This window comes from Delftia lacustris (assembly GCF_040267515.1).
GTDB classification, from domain to species: domain Bacteria; phylum Pseudomonadota; class Gammaproteobacteria; order Burkholderiales; family Burkholderiaceae_C; genus Comamonas; species Comamonas tsuruhatensis.
Map to the genome: position 1 here is coordinate 2,642,318 of NZ_CP141274.1, position 19,739 is coordinate 2,662,056.

The 19,739-nt window shown below is 58.5% G+C and carries 20 protein-coding genes and 2 pseudogenes; 17 read left to right on the forward strand and 5 right to left on the reverse strand.

Annotated elements, in window-relative coordinates; translation table 11 throughout:
* Window positions 1-5: 5 nt before the first annotated feature.
* From U6958_RS13415 to U6958_RS13445, 7 genes and pseudogenes are all read left to right on the forward strand, one after another.
* Window positions 6-449, forward strand: coding sequence for a hypothetical protein (locus U6958_RS13415; protein ID WP_143044734.1), 444 nt, complete (start codon window positions 6-8; stop codon window positions 447-449).
* Window positions 450-621: 172 nt separating this feature from the next.
* Entirely contained in the window at window positions 622-1,389 is a 768-nt protein-coding gene (locus U6958_RS13420; RefSeq protein WP_350337318.1) for an RHS repeat-associated core domain-containing protein, read from the forward strand.
* Window positions 1,390-1,399: 10 nt separating this feature from the next.
* Window positions 1,400-1,675: a hypothetical protein gene (locus U6958_RS13425; RefSeq protein ID WP_350337314.1), complete on the forward strand. Its 276-nt coding sequence runs from the start codon at window positions 1,400-1,402 to the stop codon at window positions 1,673-1,675.
* Window positions 1,672-1,947: a hypothetical protein gene (locus U6958_RS13430; RefSeq protein ID WP_350337315.1), complete on the forward strand. Its 276-nt coding sequence runs from the start codon at window positions 1,672-1,674 to the stop codon at window positions 1,945-1,947. Before U6958_RS13425 ends, U6958_RS13430 begins: the two co-directional genes overlap by 4 nt.
* 264 nt (window positions 1,948-2,211) lie before the next feature.
* Window positions 2,212-4,077, forward strand: a pseudogene (locus U6958_RS13435) (RHS repeat-associated core domain-containing protein); the annotation flags it as partial.
* Window positions 4,078-4,581: 504 nt separating this feature from the next.
* Window positions 4,582-4,788 (forward strand): annotated as a pseudogene (locus tag U6958_RS13440) (RHS domain-containing protein); the annotation flags it as partial.
* A 5-nt stretch (window positions 4,789-4,793) separates the two neighbouring features.
* A complete protein-coding gene (locus U6958_RS13445) occupies window positions 4,794-5,219 on the forward strand; it encodes a DUF6896 domain-containing protein (RefSeq protein WP_143044741.1) in 426 nt (141 codons plus the stop codon).
* A gap of 352 nt (window positions 5,220-5,571) precedes the next feature.
* Here U6958_RS13445 and U6958_RS13450 read toward each other — a convergent pair.
* Together U6958_RS13450 and U6958_RS13455 are read right to left on the reverse strand one after the other, a co-directional pair.
* Window positions 5,572-6,380 (reverse strand): IS5 family transposase gene (locus U6958_RS13450; RefSeq protein WP_404997202.1). Its coding sequence is split into 2 segments (ribosomal slippage): window positions 5,572-6,038 and window positions 6,038-6,380, totalling 810 coding nucleotides; the frame shifts between segments, so codons are not numbered across the junction.
* Window positions 6,371-7,179, reverse strand: a protein-coding gene (locus U6958_RS13455) for an IS5 family transposase (protein WP_156815040.1) whose coding sequence is annotated in 2 segments (ribosomal slippage) — window positions 6,371-6,849 and window positions 6,849-7,179 — 810 coding nt in all. Because the reading frame shifts where the segments join, the coding sequence is not laid out codon by codon here. The genes U6958_RS13450 and U6958_RS13455 overlap by 10 nt, the downstream gene beginning before the upstream one ends.
* Before the next feature lie 682 nt (window positions 7,180-7,861).
* Between U6958_RS13455 and U6958_RS13460 the strand changes: the two genes are divergently transcribed.
* From U6958_RS13460 to U6958_RS13470, 3 genes are all read left to right on the forward strand, one after another.
* On the forward strand, window positions 7,862-8,605 hold the full coding sequence (locus U6958_RS13460) for a hypothetical protein (RefSeq protein ID WP_074924124.1): 744 nt from the start codon (window positions 7,862-7,864) through the stop codon (window positions 8,603-8,605).
* 43 nt (window positions 8,606-8,648) lie between these two features.
* The gene (locus tag U6958_RS13465; RefSeq protein ID WP_074924123.1) at window positions 8,649-9,053 is read left to right on the forward strand and encodes an SCO4402 family protein; all 405 of its coding nucleotides are present in this window, start codon (window positions 8,649-8,651) and stop codon (window positions 9,051-9,053) included.
* A gap of 171 nt (window positions 9,054-9,224) precedes the next feature.
* A complete protein-coding gene (locus U6958_RS13470) occupies window positions 9,225-9,626 on the forward strand; it encodes a hypothetical protein (RefSeq protein ID WP_074924121.1) in 402 nt (133 codons plus the stop codon).
* 19 nt (window positions 9,627-9,645) lie between these two features.
* Here the strand turns inward: U6958_RS13470 and U6958_RS13475 are convergent, their stop codons facing one another.
* Window positions 9,646-10,392 (reverse strand): enolase, encoded by a 747-nt coding sequence (locus U6958_RS13475; RefSeq protein WP_074924118.1) that lies wholly within the window; start codon window positions 10,390-10,392, stop codon window positions 9,646-9,648.
* Window positions 10,389-10,643 (reverse strand): hypothetical protein, encoded by a 255-nt coding sequence (locus U6958_RS13480; RefSeq protein WP_074924115.1) that lies wholly within the window; start codon window positions 10,641-10,643, stop codon window positions 10,389-10,391. Before U6958_RS13480 ends, U6958_RS13475 begins: the two co-directional genes overlap by 4 nt.
* A 180-nt stretch (window positions 10,644-10,823) precedes the next feature.
* Between U6958_RS13480 and U6958_RS13485 the strand changes: the two genes are divergently transcribed.
* The 7 genes from U6958_RS13485 to U6958_RS13515 all read left to right on the forward strand — a co-directional run bounded on the left by U6958_RS13485 (window position 10,824) and on the right by U6958_RS13515 (window position 18,760).
* Window positions 10,824-13,172, forward strand: a complete 2,349-nt coding sequence (locus U6958_RS13485; RefSeq protein ID WP_074924113.1) for a bifunctional salicylyl-CoA 5-hydroxylase/oxidoreductase — start codon at window positions 10,824-10,826, stop codon at window positions 13,170-13,172.
* Window positions 13,173-13,331: 159 nt separating this feature from the next.
* Window positions 13,332-14,135: an SDR family NAD(P)-dependent oxidoreductase gene (locus U6958_RS13490; RefSeq protein ID WP_074924111.1), complete on the forward strand. Its 804-nt coding sequence runs from the start codon at window positions 13,332-13,334 to the stop codon at window positions 14,133-14,135.
* A 42-nt stretch (window positions 14,136-14,177) separates the two neighbouring features.
* Window positions 14,178-15,035 (forward strand): enoyl-CoA hydratase family protein, encoded by an 858-nt coding sequence (locus U6958_RS13495; protein WP_016450632.1) that lies wholly within the window; start codon window positions 14,178-14,180, stop codon window positions 15,033-15,035.
* A gap of 2 nt (window positions 15,036-15,037) precedes the next feature.
* A complete protein-coding gene (locus U6958_RS13500; protein WP_074924108.1) occupies window positions 15,038-16,207 on the forward strand; it encodes an acyl-CoA dehydrogenase family protein in 1,170 nt (389 codons plus the stop codon).
* Window positions 16,208-16,248: 41 nt separating this feature from the next.
* Window positions 16,249-17,889, forward strand: a complete 1,641-nt coding sequence (locus U6958_RS13505) for an AMP-binding protein (RefSeq protein ID WP_074924106.1) — start codon at window positions 16,249-16,251, stop codon at window positions 17,887-17,889.
* Window positions 17,890-17,898: 9 nt separating this feature from the next.
* Window positions 17,899-18,351 (forward strand): thioesterase family protein, encoded by a 453-nt coding sequence (locus tag U6958_RS13510; RefSeq protein ID WP_016450635.1) that lies wholly within the window; start codon window positions 17,899-17,901, stop codon window positions 18,349-18,351.
* A 4-nt stretch (window positions 18,352-18,355) separates the two neighbouring features.
* A complete protein-coding gene (locus U6958_RS13515; RefSeq protein ID WP_016450636.1) occupies window positions 18,356-18,760 on the forward strand; it encodes a RidA family protein in 405 nt (134 codons plus the stop codon).
* A 66-nt stretch (window positions 18,761-18,826) separates the two neighbouring features.
* Here the strand turns inward: U6958_RS13515 and U6958_RS13520 are convergent, their stop codons facing one another.
* Window positions 18,827-19,105 (reverse strand): H-NS family nucleoid-associated regulatory protein, encoded by a 279-nt coding sequence (locus U6958_RS13520; RefSeq protein ID WP_016450637.1) that lies wholly within the window; start codon window positions 19,103-19,105, stop codon window positions 18,827-18,829.
* Between the last annotated feature and the right edge of the window lie 634 nt (window positions 19,106-19,739).

Below are 19,739 nucleotides of genomic sequence, written 5' to 3' on the forward strand. Positions count from 1 at the left end.
GAAAGATGATGAAGACAGTAATTTACATAATAGCCGCAACGCTTGGTTTTCAAATAATATCTTTGCTAACTTTCTTGATGGCACCAATGAAAATTGATTTATCGGATATAGAGGGATTTAATTTATCTTATATTTTTAATAAACTGGGAAATCCAGACTATGATTTGAGTATCAAAGATATACTGGGATGGCAAAGCCATCGTTATCTAATTCGTCAAAATGTCGAACTTAGGATAAAAGAATCGAACATTAAACCAACTGCTTTCCCTGCATCAATAAGTATTTCAAATACATTGGGGGAAGAAACTCATTATTTCAAGTTATCAAAACACTCAAGATCTGACGGAAATAACAATTTTATTAGAACGACCACCATAACCGTATGGCCATACGGTGATTTTCTAATAAGTAAAGAGATTGTTGAAAATAAAGATCACCAGTCACAGTGAGTCTCGATATGCGTGGATTGTTCAGCCCCATGGGTTATAACAAGATGGGGCCAAAACGCGTGCAGATCGCTTGGTCATGTTGGGTATCCACGACGAGCACACCATAAAAATGCTGCAGGAGATGCGCAAGTAACTGCAAAAGCAGGAGCGAGCGCGACAGGGCTCCGTAGCCATCCATCATTACAACTGCGACCATCTGGGCACGCCCATGGCCCTGACGGACCAGACCGGCCAAGTGGCCTGGGCCGCAAAGCTGGACCCCTGGGGCAATGTGCTGCAGGAATACAACCCGCAGTGCATGCACCAGGCGATCCGGCTGCCGGGGCCGCACCATAACAAGGAGACGGGGCTGTATTACAACCGGCATCGGTATTACGATCCGGTGGTGGGGAGTTATGTGAATCAGGATCCGATTGGGTTGATGGGGGGTATGAATAAATTTCGATATGGAAATGCGCGCCCGCTGGAGTTTATAGACCCCTTGGGGCTCGATGGTTGGCAGGCTCTTGCCCATGCTTTCTGCCCGAATGGATCTTGTATTCCTGCTACTCCTGAGCCATGGTATATGAATAGTGGTTCTACCACTATTTTGAATCAAACACACAATGATATGAAAAGCATGAATTTGATGGGGGGCGATCAGTTCTTTCATTGCATGGCATTTTGCAGGGTTTCAAAATCAAGATCTGCAAATACGACATGGGCCAAAGTACTAGGAAACATTAAAGAGGCAAGAGATATTGCGTTGAATACTGTTGGTTTATATGGGGCTGGCAAACTGTCGTTCGATGAAATACTTGCTGACAGCAAGGGAGATTTGATCGTCAATGACTATGGTCTTTCATGCCCGCAGAATAAAGATTGCTCTGAGCACTGCGATAGTAAGTTGCCTGCGGAGGCTAACAAAACTAGAGCTGTTCTAAGAAGTCGAGGATATTAAATACATAAAAATGAATCAAAAAATAAAGATATTCTTCATGTTGATCTCTGGGGTCATATTTCTATGCTTTGTTCTTTTGATTTCAACGGCTGAAAATCAGAAGGAAAGCACGTTCTCTTCTTATGAGGATTTGGAAAAATATGGGGAAAAATATAGATCTTGGATACCCGGATTTTTGCCAAAAGAGGCATTTAATATAAGAATATATACTCACGTTGAAACAAACTATTTTTATATGTTTTTTCAGCTTGAGAAGAAAAAAATGTTGATTTTCGAGGGAAAATGAACATTGAGACTTCAAATGAAGGCTTGTCGGTTCTTCAGAAAGGTGCTGAAGGAATAAAATCGGGGTGGTGTGTTTTTCAGGACGCATCGGATGGATTTGGGGAGAATTTATATCTGATCGGAGAAATAAATTCCAGTGAAGAAAGCTATTATTTAACGAAGGCAAGCACTGGGGTTAAATTGAACTCGGCTGAATATATTGATGAAATCGCAAAGAAATACTGCAGGCTTGGCGAATTCAATCCTGAAATGCGACACTTGAATCACCGGTAATTTGCACAGTGGAATACATGATATGTACACTTGCAGACAGAAGATCGACTCAGCCTGACATCGCTAATGCAGCAATCTCCTGAAAAATCGCCCTATTTCTTGCTGGCCTGACACGGCGAAGCTGTCATGGCGAATTTAATTCACAGATTATGTTCCAGTAGACCGTCTAGTCCCGGGTGGCCTTTGAATCCATTGACCCGCCATCAATAGACATCGGATTTCTTGCATGTGGCAACCCTATCCATTGCTTTCCACTGCGGCCAGCTCATAGGCCAGATCCTCGGCCGCCGCTACCACTACGACAGCCTGGGCCAGCTCGTTGCCATCGAACAGGCCGGCGCCCCGGGCCAGGCTGCACAACTGCTGCGCTACGGTTACGACAGCGCCGGGCGCCTCAGAGCGGCCACCGACAGCCAGGACCCCCAGACCACCACCCGCTGGCAGATCGACCCTGCGGGCAACCGCCTGCCAGCACTCGGTGCGCCCGGTGCACCGGGCCAGACGAACACCCAGGACAGCTGGGCCGCCCAGGTCCACGCCCACTGGCGGCACACCGACTTCAACCTCATGGGCCTGGCCCACCTCGCAGGCCAGCGGCAAGGCCCCGTGCAGCGCTGGGAAGACAACCGCATCGGCTTCAGCGAAGACCGCGTCTGGCGCTACGACCCCTGCGGCAACCGCATCGCGCAAATGCATGCAGACCACAGCCAGCAGCAACTGCACTACGACGGAGCACACCAGCTCATCGCCGTGCGCAGCAGCCAGATCCAGGGCAACGCCGAGCAGTTGCGCCACCACAGCCGTTACACCTATGACGCCCTGGGCAGGCGCCTGAAGCAGCAGGTCGAAAGCGCGGACTCCACAGAATCCACCCGCACCCACTACTACGGCTGGGACGGCGACCGCCTCATCCACACCGAGCGCCTGCAGCACGGCAGCGACACCCGCCACATAGAACACACCATCTACGAACCGGGCAGCTTCACGCCCCTGGTGCGCCTGAGCACCACGGCCAGCGGCGACCCCCAAGACGAGCCCCACCTGCTGGTGCAAGCCATCACCGCAGGCCTGCCCGACCCGGACGACCCCAACCACGCGCCGGCCCTGGCCCTGATGCAAACCATGCTCGACGCCATGCCGCGCGACATGCAGCAAGACGCGGCCCGCCACCTGCGCCACACCCTGGAGCACGGCCTGCCGCCCGGCGCCCAGGCCATGCTGGGCGAACAGGCAGACAGCACCGCACGCCTGCTCACCGGCATGCAGACCCAACTGCAGAAACAGGAAAAAGAACAGCACGCCCTCATCGCCATCCACCTCTACCACTGCGACCACCTGGGCACGCCCATGGCCCTGACCGACCAACGGGGGCTAGTCGCCTGGGCGGCCAAGCTGGACCCCTGGGGCAATGTGCTGCAGGAATACAACCCGCAAGGCATCCACCAGGCAATCCGGCTGCCGGGGCAGCACCATGACAGGGAAACGGGGCTGTATTACAACCGGCATCGGTATTACGATCCGGTGGTGGGGAGTTATATCAATCAGGATCTGATTGGGTTGAATGGAGGAACGAACATATCAGTGTATGCGCCAGGTCCATTGCAATGGATTGATCCACTGGGATTAGTGAGGTGGGCTGATGCAGTGAATAATGGGTTAGGAATTTTAGGGAACGCGGGCGGTGCAATCGTTGGCGGCGCCTTGCTGGCGGCACCAGAGCCGACCCTGGTAACAAAAGTGGCTGGATCTGCCGTGCTTTCAAAATCTGTATATGGTTTTGGTGCAAGCTGGTATGGATTTACAAGAGCCTTGAGCGATGACCCAAGCTACGATATACCGAGCGATCAATCTTCATTGCCTCGTGCACTCGTTTGTGCTGCTGGATGCAATGATGCAGGCAGAGGGGTTGCAGATGTGATGGATTTAAGCTTGGATTTGGCTGTTGGAAAGATTCCAGTTAATAATAAAATAAAACTACCAATAAAATGGGGCATGGATGTGGACCCACCATGGAAACAGCCTGTCAGCAGTATGTTCACTCCCCGGCAAAACACTGCTCTGGATGTATTGCAAGGAGCGACTGCTGCGCAAAGCATGATGAACTCCGGGTCGTCCATTTGCAAGAAATAGAAATCAATGAAAATAGATCATAAATCATCTTTAGTGCATTTTGAAAAATATTCAGATATATACGCTGGACTTGTATCTATTCTAATGAATTTAATGCTAGTTATTAATTTATTCGAGAATAGTGTAAGTTTATTATTTAGTTTCTTGTTTTACATTTTTTGTGGATTGTATATATTTGGCGCAGGCTCAAGGGAACTAAGAAGAAAAAATACTAGAGGTTATTTCATTTTCTTTTTATTCTATTTAATTCCGTATTTCTTCTCTGGTGTATTTTGTTTATATTTTGCATTATTTAATAATGCTTAAAAACCCGCGAAGAATTCAAAATATCAATAAGCGTGCAATGATATTTTTATTCAAGTAGTGGCAAAATATGCCTGCACTACACCCAGAATCGTAGCTGCAGACACCTTGGCCCTGCTGGGGCTAGCAGTTCCAATGTGCCACGCACATTCATGCAATATATGTAGATGCAACTGCAGAGAAAAAAGAGAACAGCAATAGCGCATCGCCATCTATCACTACCGCTGCGACCGCCTGGGCACACCCATGGCCCTGACCGACCAGACCGGCCAGGTGACCTGGGCCGTAAAGCTGGACCCTTGGGGCAATGTGCTGCAGGAATACAACCCGCAAGGCATCCACCAGGCGATGCGGCTGCCGGGGCAGGCTCAAGACGCCGCCGCTGCTCGTTCAAATAGAACAAGGTATTGATTATGGTAGATTATTCCCTTATCAAAAATATCGCTTTTGGCATAAAAAAATATGTAGAAAAACAGGAGATTCTACATCTTTCTTTCATGAGAACCCATAGTGATCTTGTGAAGCTGTCAAATATAGAATTTCTTCCTCGTGGCGGATTTGTTTTTGATGAGGAAATGAATAAATGGGAATTTAAAAAGCATGGGTGTGGTTATGAATTTTCTCATGAAGGTACGTTTATTGATATAAATGATTATTTCCTGTCGAATGGAGATTTTTTTAGCGCAAATAGATTATTCTTCTATTTCAAATCGATTAAATTTAATTTCAAAAACCAAGATGCAGACGATGCGATTAAATCTGCCTTGATTTATTTGGAATCTACAGGAGAGATCGTGAAGGTGCTGCCAACGGGGTATTATAAATTTCTTTCATCTTAATGCTGCTATTAATTTAATAAATAATTTTTGAAAATATTATTTATTTCGCATCAATAAAATTTAATGAGAATAAATTATATTGACTAATTATGATATTAATTTTGGGTAATTGGTCTTGTATTAGTGACATGTCAGAGTGAAGCAAACAGCCCCACGGTATTTGCGGAAGGAAGGCCTGGTCCCGGCTTCTGGCCCGGGTGTTCATGAACTGCAAGCGGTGAGGGCTTGGCATGGCTGATGAAGCCGGTAAAAGTGATGTACTGAATCCCTATGGACTCAACCCGAACTCAGGCAAGCCCATGCCCTGTGCCAGATGGTTCCTGGCGGACAGCCTTTTGCCCAATAAGAGTGGCTAACACCACCGATCCACGAAGCGTGCACAGATGATCGCCGCTGCCAGTTTTAGCAGCGCTTCGTGGATATCCAGTCGTCTTTCAAAGCGGATTCGCAACTTGCCAAAGCCTGCAAACCATCCATGGGTCCGCTCCACCACCCAGCGATGCTTGCCCAGTCGCTCGCTACTCTCAACGCCTCGCCTGGCAATGCGGCTGGCGATGCCCCGTTGTCTCAAGTGCGCACGGCAACGCTTGTAGTCATAGCCCTTGTCGGCATGCAACTTCGATGGTCTTTTGCGGGGGCGCCCTCCCAAGCCTGCAATCGCAGGAATCGCGTCCACGCACCTCTCGAACATCTTGGAGTCGTGCCGGTTCGCGCCGCTGACCAAGATCACCAGCGGGATGCCTCTGGCATCTACGACGATGTGCCGCTTGGAGCCGAGCTTGCCTCTGTCCGTGGGGTTGGGGCCCGTTTCCTGGCCCCCCGGGGGCTTGGTACCGAGGAGCCATCAATGCTAGCCCGGCTCCAATCAATCTGGTCATGTTCACGCAAGCGAGTCAACATGGCCTGGTGCAGCTGCTCCCAGACACCAGCAGCGTTCCAGTCGCGCAGGCGGCGCCAGCAAGTCATGCCGCTGCCGTACCCAAGGGATTGGGGAAGGTCTTCCCACGGAATGCCTGTTTGCAACACAAACAGGATGCCGTTGAGGGCGGCTTCATCGCTGACTGCGAGCTTGCGCGCACCGCCTTTGGCGGAAGGTACGAAGGCAGGGATGAGGGGTTGTAGTTGTCGCCACAGTTCTTTGCTTAGAGTGGCTAACACCACCGATCCACGAAGCGTGCACAGATGATCGCCGCTGCCAGTTTTAGCAGCGCTTCGTGGATATCCAGTCGTCTTTCAAAGCGGATTCGCAACTTGCCAAAGCCTGCAAACCATCCATGGGTCCGCTCCACCACCCAGCGATGCTTGCCCAGTCGCTCGCTACTCTCAACGCCTCGCCTGGCAATGCGGCTGGCGATGCCCCGTTGTCTCAAGTGCGCACGGCAACGCTTGTAGTCATAGCCCTTGTCGGCGTGCAACTTCGATGGTCTTTTGCGGGGGCGCCCTCCCAAGCCTGCAATCGCAGGAATCGCGTCCACGCACCTCTCGAACATCTTGGAGTCGTGCCGGTTCGCGCCGCTGACCAAGATCACCAGCGGGATGCCTCTGGCATCTACGACGATGTGCCGCTTGGAGCCGAGCTTGCCTCTGTCCGTGGGGTTGGGGCCCGTTTCCTGGCCCCCCGGGGGCTTGGTACCGAGGAGCCATCAATGCTAGCCCGGCTCCAATCAATCTGGTCATGTTCACGCAAGCGAGTCAACATGGCCTGGTGCAGCTGCTCCCAGACACCAGCAGCGTTCCAGTCGCGCAGGCGGCGCCAGCAAGTCATGCCGCTGCCGTACCCAAGGGATTGGGGAAGGTCTTCCCACGGAATGCCTGTTTGCAACACAAACAGGATGCCGTTGAGGGCGGCTTCATCGCTGACTGCGAGCTTGCGCGCACCGCCTTTGGCGGAAGGTACGAAGGCAGGGATGAGGGGTTGTAGCTGTCGCCACAGTTCTTTGCTTACAGGTCGTCGTGCCATGAGGGCAGCGAGCATAACTGCTCTGCGGGGGCCTGTGACGAAGTGGTGTTAGCCACTCTTACAGGTCGTCGTGCCATGAGGGCAGCGAGCATAACTGCTCTGCGGGGGTCTGTGACGAAGTGGTGTTAGCCACTCTAAATGGGCAATTGTCCGTTCCAATGGGAAGAATTTTTGGTCACGAAGGTGGTTCCTTAGGAGCAGGGGCACCGCTAAACAGTATTAGGATATCAGTTCGATCAGGAAAAAAAGAATTGATAACGACATATCCTGATTGAATTATGAAAGTATTCGAAACCATTGAATGTACAAACTGCAGGCAAGATAAATTAATTATCTCGAAAAATACAGATACGGGAAAACTTTATTTGTATTGTAGCGAATGCTTTGCTGCGTGGAATTCAATTGAAGAAGTTGCCGAAAAAAAATCGCATGTTTATTGATCTAGATGGGAATTCAGAAGACCCTAGCTACGAAGAAATATTAGCTAATGGATGGGATTTATTTGTATCTAGGATAATTGAGGTTTAATTTTCTGAAAATAGTCATTAAGGTGGATATATTTACTTCAGATTAAAAATACAATTGCTATTGACTATGGCGTGGTTATTGGTTAAATAGTATTTGATAAATATTATTGCTTTCTATTTTCTCTAGTTCATAATCCAAGGAAAATGGCAATCTCATGAATGGTAAAATCTCTGTCTTACCAAAAGCTCTCACGGAGCAGCTTGGTACCCAGAGTCGCCTGGAGTGGCTGCTCCTCCTGCCTTATTTGGATAATGTTCCTTCAGATGTTATTTTTCAACACCTGAGCGAAAGTATTTATCATTTCAGTTCTGCAGAAAATGGATTGACACTTGCCGTGCAATGTCTGAATCCAACGGCTGCTGAAGAGAGTTTGAAATGGGGGCTGCAGAGTTTTACTTTGGATGCATATTCCTGGCAGGGCCCTTGGATTCAAAACACCAAGCCTAGAGACATTGAACCAGAGAGCTTGATGCAGTTGTTGAGTCCTTCTCCCGACGAAGTGATGCATATGCACCCCATGCTGTGCTTCCCCATCGAAGGAAAGGGAGGGCAGACATGGGGTGTAGTGGCCACCTTCGATCAACAAAACAGGCTGAGTACTTTCAGCCTGGTGCATTCTGGAGAATGGCGGGAAGCGGCGCCTATTCCGCAACCTGAGCAAGCCAGTGCAGTGCCTGTTGAAACGCCTACACGCAGATCATTGACTTGCCGCTCTGGAGCAAGAACACCCGAATCCGGCATCTGGGAGGGGCGACTGCCTTCTGACCATCCCCGAGCCCACATACTGGCAGATGCGCCGCACAGGTTTGTCTACAAACGCGCAGGTGATGCGATGGGGATATTAGGTCTTGCACCGTTTGATGAAGCAACGGTGGTTTGGACTTGGCTACGAGCCTAGTGCTACTCACAATCGGCGGGTAACAGGATAGGAAGATATTGAGATGCCTCGCTTGAAATATCCTGAAATGAGGATGGAATTGCTCGGATATCTGAGGAAACTCAAGGATTTGAAGTATCAAATGAAAGCCTGGGTGAACCATGATTTCCCTGCAGACGTTCAATACGACCATCTTGATTGGGCCATACATTTTATTTTTGACGATACGGATCTTGGCAGTGATGCTCGTATGGCGATCGGTGAAATTCTTCTCGATGGGCAGGAGGCAGCACTGATGGGGCAATTGGTGGATGCCATCAATGCCGTCTTTGAGGCGTACGGCACGGACATGCCGGACAGCTTCTACATGCAAGTTGGCGAATGGACGAGGGTGGTGGCCTGTGCCGAAAGGGCGTTCGATTGTCTGGAGGGGAGCAACGCCGCTGGCTGCCCCGAGCCGCTGGATTGACACGGGCATGCCAGACGACTAGCCGGGGAAAGACCATGGCTGATCGTGATGTCCAGTCGATGGTAAAGAGTACCGTAGCGTTGCCAGGTTCGTGGAACAACAAGATGTTTTCCACTGGTAGCCCGCCCCCAAAACCTGCCAGACAATCCATAAAAACCAAGGCACCGTTCCATGACAACTTCAATCCCCCTTCCCGAACCCGAATTGAGAGCCTTCGCCGCAGCGGCGGCCGAGCAGCAGCGATGCACGGACTGTGCTGTGCTGTGGAGGCCGGGCTGGGAGTCCTTGTCGGGGGCGGACAAGACTTCGCATCTGCAGCAGGTTGGTGCGCTGGGCACGCCGGAGACACGGGAATTGCTTGATGAATACCACCCCCAGGGCACGAACCAGTGGTCACCGGATGCCCCCATCGCCCTGGGCTGGCACCCGTACAACCGCTGCACGCTCTGGCGCTGCCACCATTGCAATGCCGCCTTTCTGCGCTACACGGAATACGGCGGCTACTACCAGGACGATCGCATCCGCCCGCTGCTGGCGCATCTGATCGTCACGCCCGAGCCGGGGCGCGTCTGAGCGGCGCTGCTCGGCCGGCTCAGGTCCAGTCGAAGGTGAACAGCGCCGTGCGGCTTTCCGGCTCGTAGAACAGCAGGATGCTGTCCGCGCCCGTGGCGCACCAGTTGTAGCCGGCCACGTTGGCCACGTGGAAGAAGGGCTTGCCGTCGCGCGTGATGCGGATGCCGTCGTCTTCCAGTTCATCGCCCATGCCGGCGTTCTCCGCCTCGTCCAACTGAAAGGCCGGGGGAATGGGCGGGTGGCTGGTCCAGTTGCCGTACCAGATGCCGCCGCCCAGGCTGTCCAGGTAGTCCTGCTCCATGGGCTCGCCCTTGCCGTAGCGCGAGTAGCTGGCCAGTCGGCCATGCTGGGCGTAGTAGGCACTGGCCTTGGCGTGGCTGGCCAGCATTTCGTCGGTGTGCTCGCAGGCGTAGGCGTCTTTGGTGAACTGGCCGCCATGCTGCGGCGCGCGCTGGAAGAAGCCTTCGTTGCCCAGGAAGTGGTAGCGGTTGTCGGGCGTCAGTTCCAGCGCAAACCAGTTGGGGGCGGTGAAGGCGTTGTGGTGGGCTTCGGTCTCATCGCCTATGCAGCCCTCGAAGGGCTCGACGGGGCACAGCATGTGGACCACGGTGCCGGCCAGTTCGGGCCGCACCGGGCCCAGGTCGATGGAGATCAGCGGCAGCAGGTGCTCGGCCAGCCAGGGCTGGTCGGCCACGAAGATGTCGGCGGCGGCGGGGAAGGGGGTGAGGCCCGGCTTCAGTTCGCGGACTTCGGTTGGCTGGGTCAAGAGGGACTCCTGGGTGAGGGGATGGTGGTGCCGGGGGTGATCTCGAAGATGTCCTGGTCCGATGCGGCTGCGCTCTCGTGATAGATGTCGTACAGGTACTGGGCCAGTTCGGCGTGGGTCACGTCGGCGGGGATGGCCAGCAGGGCAGGGGCACGCTTGCCGTCCTCGCCCACGTTGAAGCAGCGCCAGTGGGCGTCTGCCCGTTCGATGGCGATGATGCGGCCAAAGACATTGAAGCGGTATTTTTCCAAGCGGGTGTCTCCTGGTGAGCGGGCATCGTAACGGGAGCCGGTGGCATATCCGTGTTCTCCCCATGTCCGTGGTGGCGGTTTGTCCATATATTTCAAACCTAAACTATTCAGGCCTAAAGTGATTGGGCACTGTTGCTGAACCTGGGGCGCCTGCCGCCCGTCGAGAAAAGGGTTTGCGGTATGAAGATCGTCTGTATCGGTGGAGGTCCCGCCGGCCTGTACTTCGGCCTGCTGATGAAGCTGCAGGACCCCGCCAACGAGGTCACGGTGGTGGAGCGCAACCGGCCCTACGACACCTTTGGCTGGGGCGTGGTGTTCTCGGACGCCACCATGGACAACCTGCGCGAGGCCGATCCGGTGTCGGCCCGCACGATTGGTGACGCCTTCAACCACTGGGACGATATCGACATCCACTTCAAGGGACGGAGCCTGCGCAGCAGCGGCCATGGCTTCATCGGCATAGGCCGCAAGAAGCTGCTCAACATCCTGCAGGCGCGCTGCGAGGACGTGGGCGTGAAGCTGGTGTTCGAGAACTTCGTGCAGGACGACCAGGCGATGGCGCGCGAGTACGACGCCGACCTGGTCATCGCCTCGGACGGCATCAACAGCCAGGTGCGCACGCGCTATGCCGATACCTTTCGGCCCGATATCGACCAGCGCCGCTGCCGCTTCGTGTGGCTGGGCACGACCAAGGTGTTCGGTGCCTTCACCTTCGCCTTCGTGCAGACCGAGCACGGCTGGTTCCAGGCCCATGCCTACCGCTATGAAGACGGCATGTCCACCTTCATCGTGGAGACGCCCGAGGAGACCTGGCAGGCCGCCGGCATAGAGCAGATGAGCCAGGAAGAGGGCATTGCCTATTGCGAAAAACTGTTCGCCCCCTGGCTGGACGGCCATGCCCTGGTCAGCAATGCCACGCACCTGCGCGGCTCGGCCATCTGGATCCGCTTTCCGCGCGTGATCTGCAATACCTGGGTGCACTGGAATGCGCTGGACACGCTGCGCGGCCCGCGCAGCGTGCCCGTGGTGCTGATGGGCGATGCGGCGCACACGGCGCATTTCTCGATTGGCTCGGGCACCAAGCTGGCGCTGGAGGATGCGATCGAGCTGGCGCGCAGCCTGCGGTCTGCGGGGGGCATCGAGGCCGGCCTGCGCCACTACGAGGAGGTGCGCAGCGTGGAGGTGCTCAAGATCCAGAACGCGGCGCGCAATTCCACGGAATGGTTCGAGAACGTGGAGCGCTATGCGGGCCTGGAGCCGGAGCAGTTCGCCTATTCGCTGCTGACGCGCTCGCAGCGCATCTCGCACGAGAACCTGCGCCTGCGCGATGCCGCCTGGCTGCAGGGCTTCGAGCGCTGGATTGCCGAGCATGCGGGCGAGACCGTGCCCGAAGGCCGCCGCCCGCCCATGCCCATGCTCACGCCCTACCAGGCGCGCGGCCTGCGGCTGAAGAACCGCATCGTGGTCTCGCCCATGGCCATGTATTCCTGCACCGACGGCGTGCCTGGCGACTTCCACCTGGTGCACCTGGGCGCGCGCGCCATGGGCGGCGCGGGCCTGGTGATGGTGGAGATGACCTGCACCTCGCCTGATGCACGCATCACGCCCGGCTGCCCCGGGCTGTGGAACGACGAGCAGGCGCAGGCCTTTGCGCGCATCGTTGATTTTGTGCACGCGCAGGGCGGGGCGCACATTGGTATGCAGCTGGGGCATGCGGGCCGCAAGGGTTCCACCCAACTGGGCTGGCAGCAGATCGACCATCCGCTGGAGCAGGGCAACTGGCCGCTGCTGTCGGCGTCGGCACTGCCGTACTTGGAGGGGCTCTCGCAAGTGCCCCGCGCCATGACCCGCGCCGACATGGACCGCGTGCGCGAGGACTTCGTGGCCGCCACGCGGCGCGCTGCGGCAGCGGGCTTTGACTGGCTGGAGCTGCACTGCGCGCACGGCTATCTGCTGTCCAGCTTCATCTCGCCGCTGACCAACCGGCGCGATGACGAATATGGCGGCAGCCTGGACAACCGCCTGCGCTTTCCGCTGGAGGTGTTCAAGGCGGTGCGTGCAGCCTGGCCGCAGGACCGGCCCATGTCAGTGCGCATCTCGGCCCATGACTGGGTGGAGGGCGGCATCACGCCCGACGATGCGGTGGAGATCGCACGCCGCTTCAAGGCGGCGGGCGCCGACATGATCGACTGCTCCTCGGGCCAGGTCAGCCCCGACCAGAAGCCGGTGTACGGCCGCATGTACCAGACGCCGTTTGCCGACCGTGTCCGCAACGAGGCCGGCATACCGACCATTGCCGTGGGCGCCATCTTCGAGGCCGACCATGCCAACGCCATCATCGCCTCGGGCCGGGCCGACCTGTGCGCGCTGGCGCGTCCTCATCTGGCCGATGCCGCCTGGACGCTGCGCGAGGCCGCACGTCTGGGCGCCCACGATGTGGACTGGCCGAACCAGTACCAGCCCGGCAAGCGCCAGTTGGAAACCAACTTCGAACGCGCCGCCGCCATGGCGCAGTTGGACGCGAAATGAAACTACACCCCCTGAGTCGCTTCGCGCCTTCCCCCTCTCTCGCTTCGCGGGAGGGGGACGACACCGTCGGTGCGGGGCGGCCCTTCCTCGGCGTCCCTCGCTGTGTGGCGCGCCGGTTTCATAGGTTGCGGGTGGCTCGCATCGCCACGGGTGATTGAAATGACCATATCTTTGAATCTTCTTGAAGGGCGCCATGCCCTGGTGACGGGCGGGGCGCGCGGCATAGGCCTGGCCTGCGCGCGGGCGCTGCTGGCGCGCGGCGCGCGGGTCACGCTGCTGGGACGCGATGGTACTGCGCTGGAGGCTGCCGTGCGCGAGCTGGGCGGCACGGCACCGGCAGCACAGATGGTGCAGTCCGTGCAGGCGGATATTGCCGACGAGGCCTCGGTGCGACAGGCCTTCGCACAGGCCGAGGCGGCCTTCGGCTCCGTGCAGGTGCTGGTCAACAACGCAGGCCAGGCCAGCAGCCAGAAGTTCGAGCGCACCGATGCCGCACTGTGGCAGGCGATGCTGGCCGTCAACCTCACAGGCACCTTCCACTGCATGCAGGCCGCGCTGCCGGGCATGCTGGCTGCGCGCTGGGGCCGCATCATCAATGTGGCCAGCACGGCAGGGCTGATCGGCTATGCCTATGTCAGCGCCTATTGCGCGGCCAAGCATGGCGTGATCGGCCTCACGCGCTCGCTGGCGCTGGAGACCGCAGGCAAGGGCGTGACGGTGAACGCCGTCTGCCCCGGCTACACCGAGACCGACATCGTGCGCGGCGCCGTGGCCAACATCGTGGACAAGACCGGCATGACTGCGGATGAGGCCCGCGCCAGGCTGGCCGAACGCAACCCGCAGGGCCGCCTGGTCCAGCCCGAGGAAGTGGCCGAGACCGTGGCCTGGCTGGCCCTGCCGGCGTCCGCCTCGGTCAACGGCCAGTCCATTGCCGTCGATGGCGGCGAGGTGATGACCGGCTGAACCCGGTCCACCCCCGTTTTCTGAATTCTTGATGGAGACACCATGAGCACCCAGCCCGAAGAACACAGCATGAAGCACCACAAGCGCCCCCTGGCCGGCTACGAGGCCAGGACCTTTGTGTGGCAGGTATCGGCCGACGGCAAGATCGGCACCATCACCCTGAACCGGCCCGAGCGCAAGAACCCGCTGACCTTCGGCTCCTATGCCGAGCTGCGAGACCTGTTCCGCGCCCTGGTCTATGCTACCGACATCAAGGCCGTGGTGGTCACGGGCGCGGGCGGCAATTTCTGCTCGGGCGGCGATGTGCACGAGATCATCGGCCCGCTCACCAAGATGAGCATGCCCGAGCTGCTGGACTTCACGCGCATGACGGGCGACCTGATCAAGGCCATGCGCGCCTGCCCGCAGCCCATCGTGGCGGCCGTGGACGGCATCTGCGCGGGCGCGGGCGCCATGGTCGCGCTGGCGGCCGACATGCGCCTGGGCACGCCCGCGGCGCGCACGGCGTTTCTCTTCACCCGCGTAGGCCTGGCCGGTGCCGACATGGGCGCCTGCACGCTGCTGCCGCGCATGATCGGCCAGGGCCGCGCCTCCGAGCTGCTGTACACGGGCCGCGCCATGACGGCCGAGGAGGGCGCTGCCTGGGGCTTCTTCAATGCATTGCACAGCCCCGAGCAGATCGGCGAAGCCGCCCATGCGCTGGCCGCCCAGCTGGCCGCCGGCCCCACCTTTGCCCATGGCGTGACCAAGAAGCTGCTGCACCAGGAATGGAACATGGGTGTGGACGAGGCCATCGAGGCCGAAGCCGAGGCCCAGGCCATCTGCATGCAGACGCGCGATTTCCACCGCGCCTACGAGGCCTTCGTGGCCAAGCAAAAGCCCGTCTTCGAAGGAAACTGAAAATGCGTGATTCCTCCTGGCTGGACTGGCCTTTCTTCGATGACGACCACCGCACGCTGGCGCATGAGGCCGATGCCTGGTGCGCCCAATCCCTGGGCGATGTGGACCACCACGATGCCGATGCAGCCTGCCGCCAACTGGTGAAGGCCCTGGGCCAGGCCGGCTGGCTGCGCTATGCCGTGCCGTCCGGCCCCGGCGGCGCCTGGGGCGGGGCCTTGCCCGAGGTGGACTCGCGCGCGGTCTGCATCCTGCGCGAGACCCTGGCCCGCCATGAAGGCCTGGCCGACTTCGCCTTTGCCATGCAGGGGCTGGGCAGCGGTGCGATATCGCTCATGGGGTCGGAAGCGCTGCGCCAGCGCTACCTGCCGCGCGTGGCGCGTGGCGAAGCCATTGCGGCCTTTGCGCTGTCCGAGCCCGATGCGGGCTCCGACGTGGCCGCCATGGCCTGCGAGGCGCGGCTCGAAGGCGACCACTATGTGCTCAACGGTGCCAAGACCTGGATCTCCAACGGCGGCATCGCCGACTTCTACTGCGTGTTCGCCCGCACGGGCGAGGCGCCGGGGGCGCGCGGCATCAGCGCCTTCGTGGTCGATGCGGTCACGCCGGGCTTCTCCATTGGCGAGCGCATCGAGCTGATCGCGCCGCACCCGCTGGCCACCATCCGTTTCGACAACTGCCGCATACCCGTGTCGCAGCGCCTGGGCGAGCCGGGGCAGGGCTTCAAGCTGGCCATGATGACGCTGGACATCTTCCGCGCCTCGGTGGCCGCCGCCGCACTGGGCTTTGCGCGCCGCGCGCTGGACGAAGGCCTGGCACGCGCCAAGTCACGCCGCATGTTCGGCCAGACCCTGGGCGACCTGCAGCTGACCCAGGCCGCGCTGGGCGACATGGACACGGCCATCGACGCATCGGCCCTGCTGACCTACCGGGCCGCCTGGATGCGCGATGTGAAGAAGACGCGCACCACGCGCGAGGCGGCCATGGCCAAGATGACGGCCACTGAATCGGCCCAGGCCGTGATCGACCGTGCGCTGCAGATGTTCGGCGGGGCGGGCGTGGTCTCGGGCATGCCGGTGGAGACGCTGTACCGCGAAATCCGCGCGCTGCGCATCTACGAGGGCGCGACCGAGGTGCAGAAACTCATCATCGCGCGCGAGCTGCTCAAGGCCTGAGCGGCAGGCTGCCCATTCAACGCAAAGCCAGGGAACATCGCATGCAAGCCTCCGCCCACATCGATACTTTCGCCCGGGACAACCTGCCGCCGCCCGACCAATGGCCCGAGTTCCTGCTCGACGGGCCGGACGTGGCCTATCCCGAACGCCTGAACTGCGCGGCCGAACTGGTCGATGCCATGGTGGCACGCGGCCAGGGCGGGCGCGTTGCCCTGCGCTGGAGGCAGGGCGCGGACCAGGCCGCCATGACCTATGCCGAACTGCAGGCGCTGACCAACCGCATCGCCCATGTGCTGGTGGAAGACCTGCAACTGGTGCCCGGCAACCGGCTGCTGCTGCGCGGCCCCAACAACGCCATGATGGCCGCGTCCTGGCTGGCCGCCATCAAGGCCGGGCTGGTGACGGTGCCCACCATGCCGCTGCTGCGTGCCAAGGAGCTGCAGCAGATCATCGCCAAGGCCCAGGTGCAGGCCGTGCTGTGCGATGTACGCCTCAAGGACGAGGTGCAGCTGTGCCTGCAGCCCGGCCATGAACACCATTGCCCGGACCTTTCGCGCGTGCTGTATTTCAACGATGGCGCAGCCGATGCGCTGGACGCCCTGGCCGCAGCCAAGCCCGACACCTTCGACTGCTGCGACACGGCGGCAGACGATGTCTGCCTGATCGCCTTCACCAGCGGCACCACGGGCGCGCCCAAGGGCTGCATGCATTTCCACCGCGACGTGCTGGCCATGTGCGACCTGTTCCCGCGCCATGTGATCCGGCCGGGCCCGGACGACATCTTCTGCGGCACGCCGCCACTGGCCTTCACCTTTGGCCTGGGCGGGCTGCTGTGCTTTCCGCTGCGCGTGGGCGCCAGCACCGTGCTGGCCGAAAAGCTCACGCCCGAAGGGCTGCTGCAGCTGGTGCAGGATTTCCGCGCCACCATCGTCTTCACCGCACCCACCTTCTACCGGCAGATGGCGGCGCAGGCAGTGCGCTTCGACCTGTCGTCACTCAGGAAAAGCGTCTCGGCCGGCGAGGCCCTGCCCGACGCCACGCGCCAGCTGTGGAAGCAGGCCACGGGCATCGAGATGATCGACGGCATCGGCGGCACCGAGCTCATCCACGTCTTCGTGTCCAGCCCGCCCGAGGAGGTGCGTGCGGGCGCCATCGGCAAGGTCGTGCCCGGCTATGTGGCCCAGGTGGTGGATGACGACATGCAGCCCGTGCCCGACGGCACGCCCGGCCGCCTGGCCATCAAGGGACCGACCGGCTGCCGGTATCTTGCCGACGAGCGCCAGAAGCGCTTTGTGCAAAACGGCTGGAACCTGCCCGGCGACACCTTTGTGCGCGACGCCGACGGCTATCTGTTCTACCAGGCGCGCAATGACGACATGATCATCTCGGCCGGCTACAACATCGCCGGCCCCGAGGTGGAGGACGCACTGCTGCGCCACGAGGCCGTGGCCGAATGCGGCGTGATCGGCGCACCCGACGACGAGCGCGGCCAGGTGGTCAAGGCCTTTGTGGTGCTCAAGCCCGGCTTTGCGGCCGGCGACGATATGGCCGCCACGCTGCAGGCCTTCGTCAAGGCCAGCATTGCGCCCTACAAGTACCCGCGCGCCATTGTCTTCGTGCCGGCCCTGCCGCGCACCGAGACCGGCAAGCTGCAGCGCTTCGTGCTGCGCAAGATGCCGTGAGCGCGCGCCATGGCCTCCGCCTTCGTCAGCCAGGTGCAGGTGCTGTTTCGCCATTGCGATCCGGCCGGCATCGTCTTTTACCCGCGCTATTTCGAAATGGTCAACGACCTGGTCGAGGAATGGTTCGACAGGGGAATGGGCCTGCCATTCCACACCCTGCATGTACAGCGCCAGGTGGGCACGCCCACGGTGTCGGTGCAATGCGATTTCACGGCGCCCAGCCGCTGGCACGACACGCTGCGCCAGGTATTGGAGGTGCGCCGCATCGGCGGGGCGTCGTTCCAGTTCGATGTGCGTTTCGAGGGGCCGGACGGCCAGCGACGGCTGTCTGCGCGCATGACCATCGTCACCATGGATTTGCGCAGCATGAAGGCCACGCCACTGCCGGCCGATCTGCGCGAGCGCCTGCAGGCCTATCTGGTGCCGCAGGACGGTTTTACGGATTCAACGAGAACAGGATGAAGCAATGAAGACTCTGCAACCCCCGGACTGGCTGGCGCCACGAGGCTATGCCAATGGCATCCTCACCGAAATGACGGTCGGCTCCCGGCTGGTGTTTGTCGGCGGGCAGATTGGCTGGAACGGCCAGCAGCAATTCGAGACGGACGACTTTGCCGGACAGGTGCGGCAGGCGCTGGCCAATATCGTCGCCATCCTCGCCGAAGGCGGCGCCAGGCCCGAGCACATCGTGCGCATGACCTGGTATGTGACCGACAAGCAGGAATACGTGGCGGCCTATCCGGCCATTGGAAAGCACTACCGCGAACTGATCGGGCGGCATTTCCCCGCCATGACGGCGGTGGAGGTGGCGGATCTGGTGGAAGACCGGGCCAAGGTGGAGATCGAGGTCACGGCGGTGGTGCCTGCATGACGCACCTCTGAGCATGTGCCCGCGCATGTGCGCCGCCGTGCGGGCGGGCCCACGCGCGGCAGGGACTCACTTGATTTCGAACAGGGTGCGGTCCTTGCCCAGGATCCAGTTCGGCGGCTTGCCGCGGCCGGTCCAGGTCTTGCCGGACTCGGGGTCCTGGTACTTGGCGGGGGCGCTCTTCTTGCCATCGGGCTTCCAGGGGAAGACCTGCTGTGCCGTGAAGCCAAACTCCCGGACCAGTTCCTGCACCGATGCCAGAGCCGCTTTGGACTCCAGCTTGCGGGCCTCGTCGATTTGCTGGTCGAGCAGTTTTTTCTGGGCAATCAGCTCTTGGTATGTAGTCATCTTGATAGAAGAATTTCTAAGTGCGGCTATTTGTCGAAAACTGCGCAGCAAGAACAACGACCCGGAACTCTTTACGCAATGGTCAAGGTTGGTGCATGTGCAGTGGGGGATGAAGATATCACCGTAAGTATAAATACTGATGATGTGAGCGTTCTATGGGGTGTAGACAGCTTCTTCTCATGCCTGGGCATATTCCGAGGCGATCCGCATTATATCCAGCAGCATCTTGATAACCGCCACTTTACAAAAGCTGTTGCGTCTTTGTTACATTTGCAGAGCATTGTGGTTGGCGCTTCCTCCTCTGGAGAGGGCGTGCTGGCATGCTTTTCCTGGGCAGCCGCGACGAGGTGATCGTACAAGTTCCCATTTCAGAACCGGTTGCGGGTGTTGATTTTGTTTCATCAATCGATTTTATTTATCGATTTATAAAATAAATTACATGTGATTCGATTCTGCTATTTAATCTTGCGATTAACACGCGTTGTTTCATTTGTCTTGTCGATTGGCTGGATAGATTTTTTGTATTGCGAGGATTGAATTCCTGGCCGTGGTTTGAAATATCTTCCGCCGATATCGCGTAAATTCATGAGCCGTTGATTGCCAGGCCATTGCAGTCCCGGGAATGCCTTTGGGG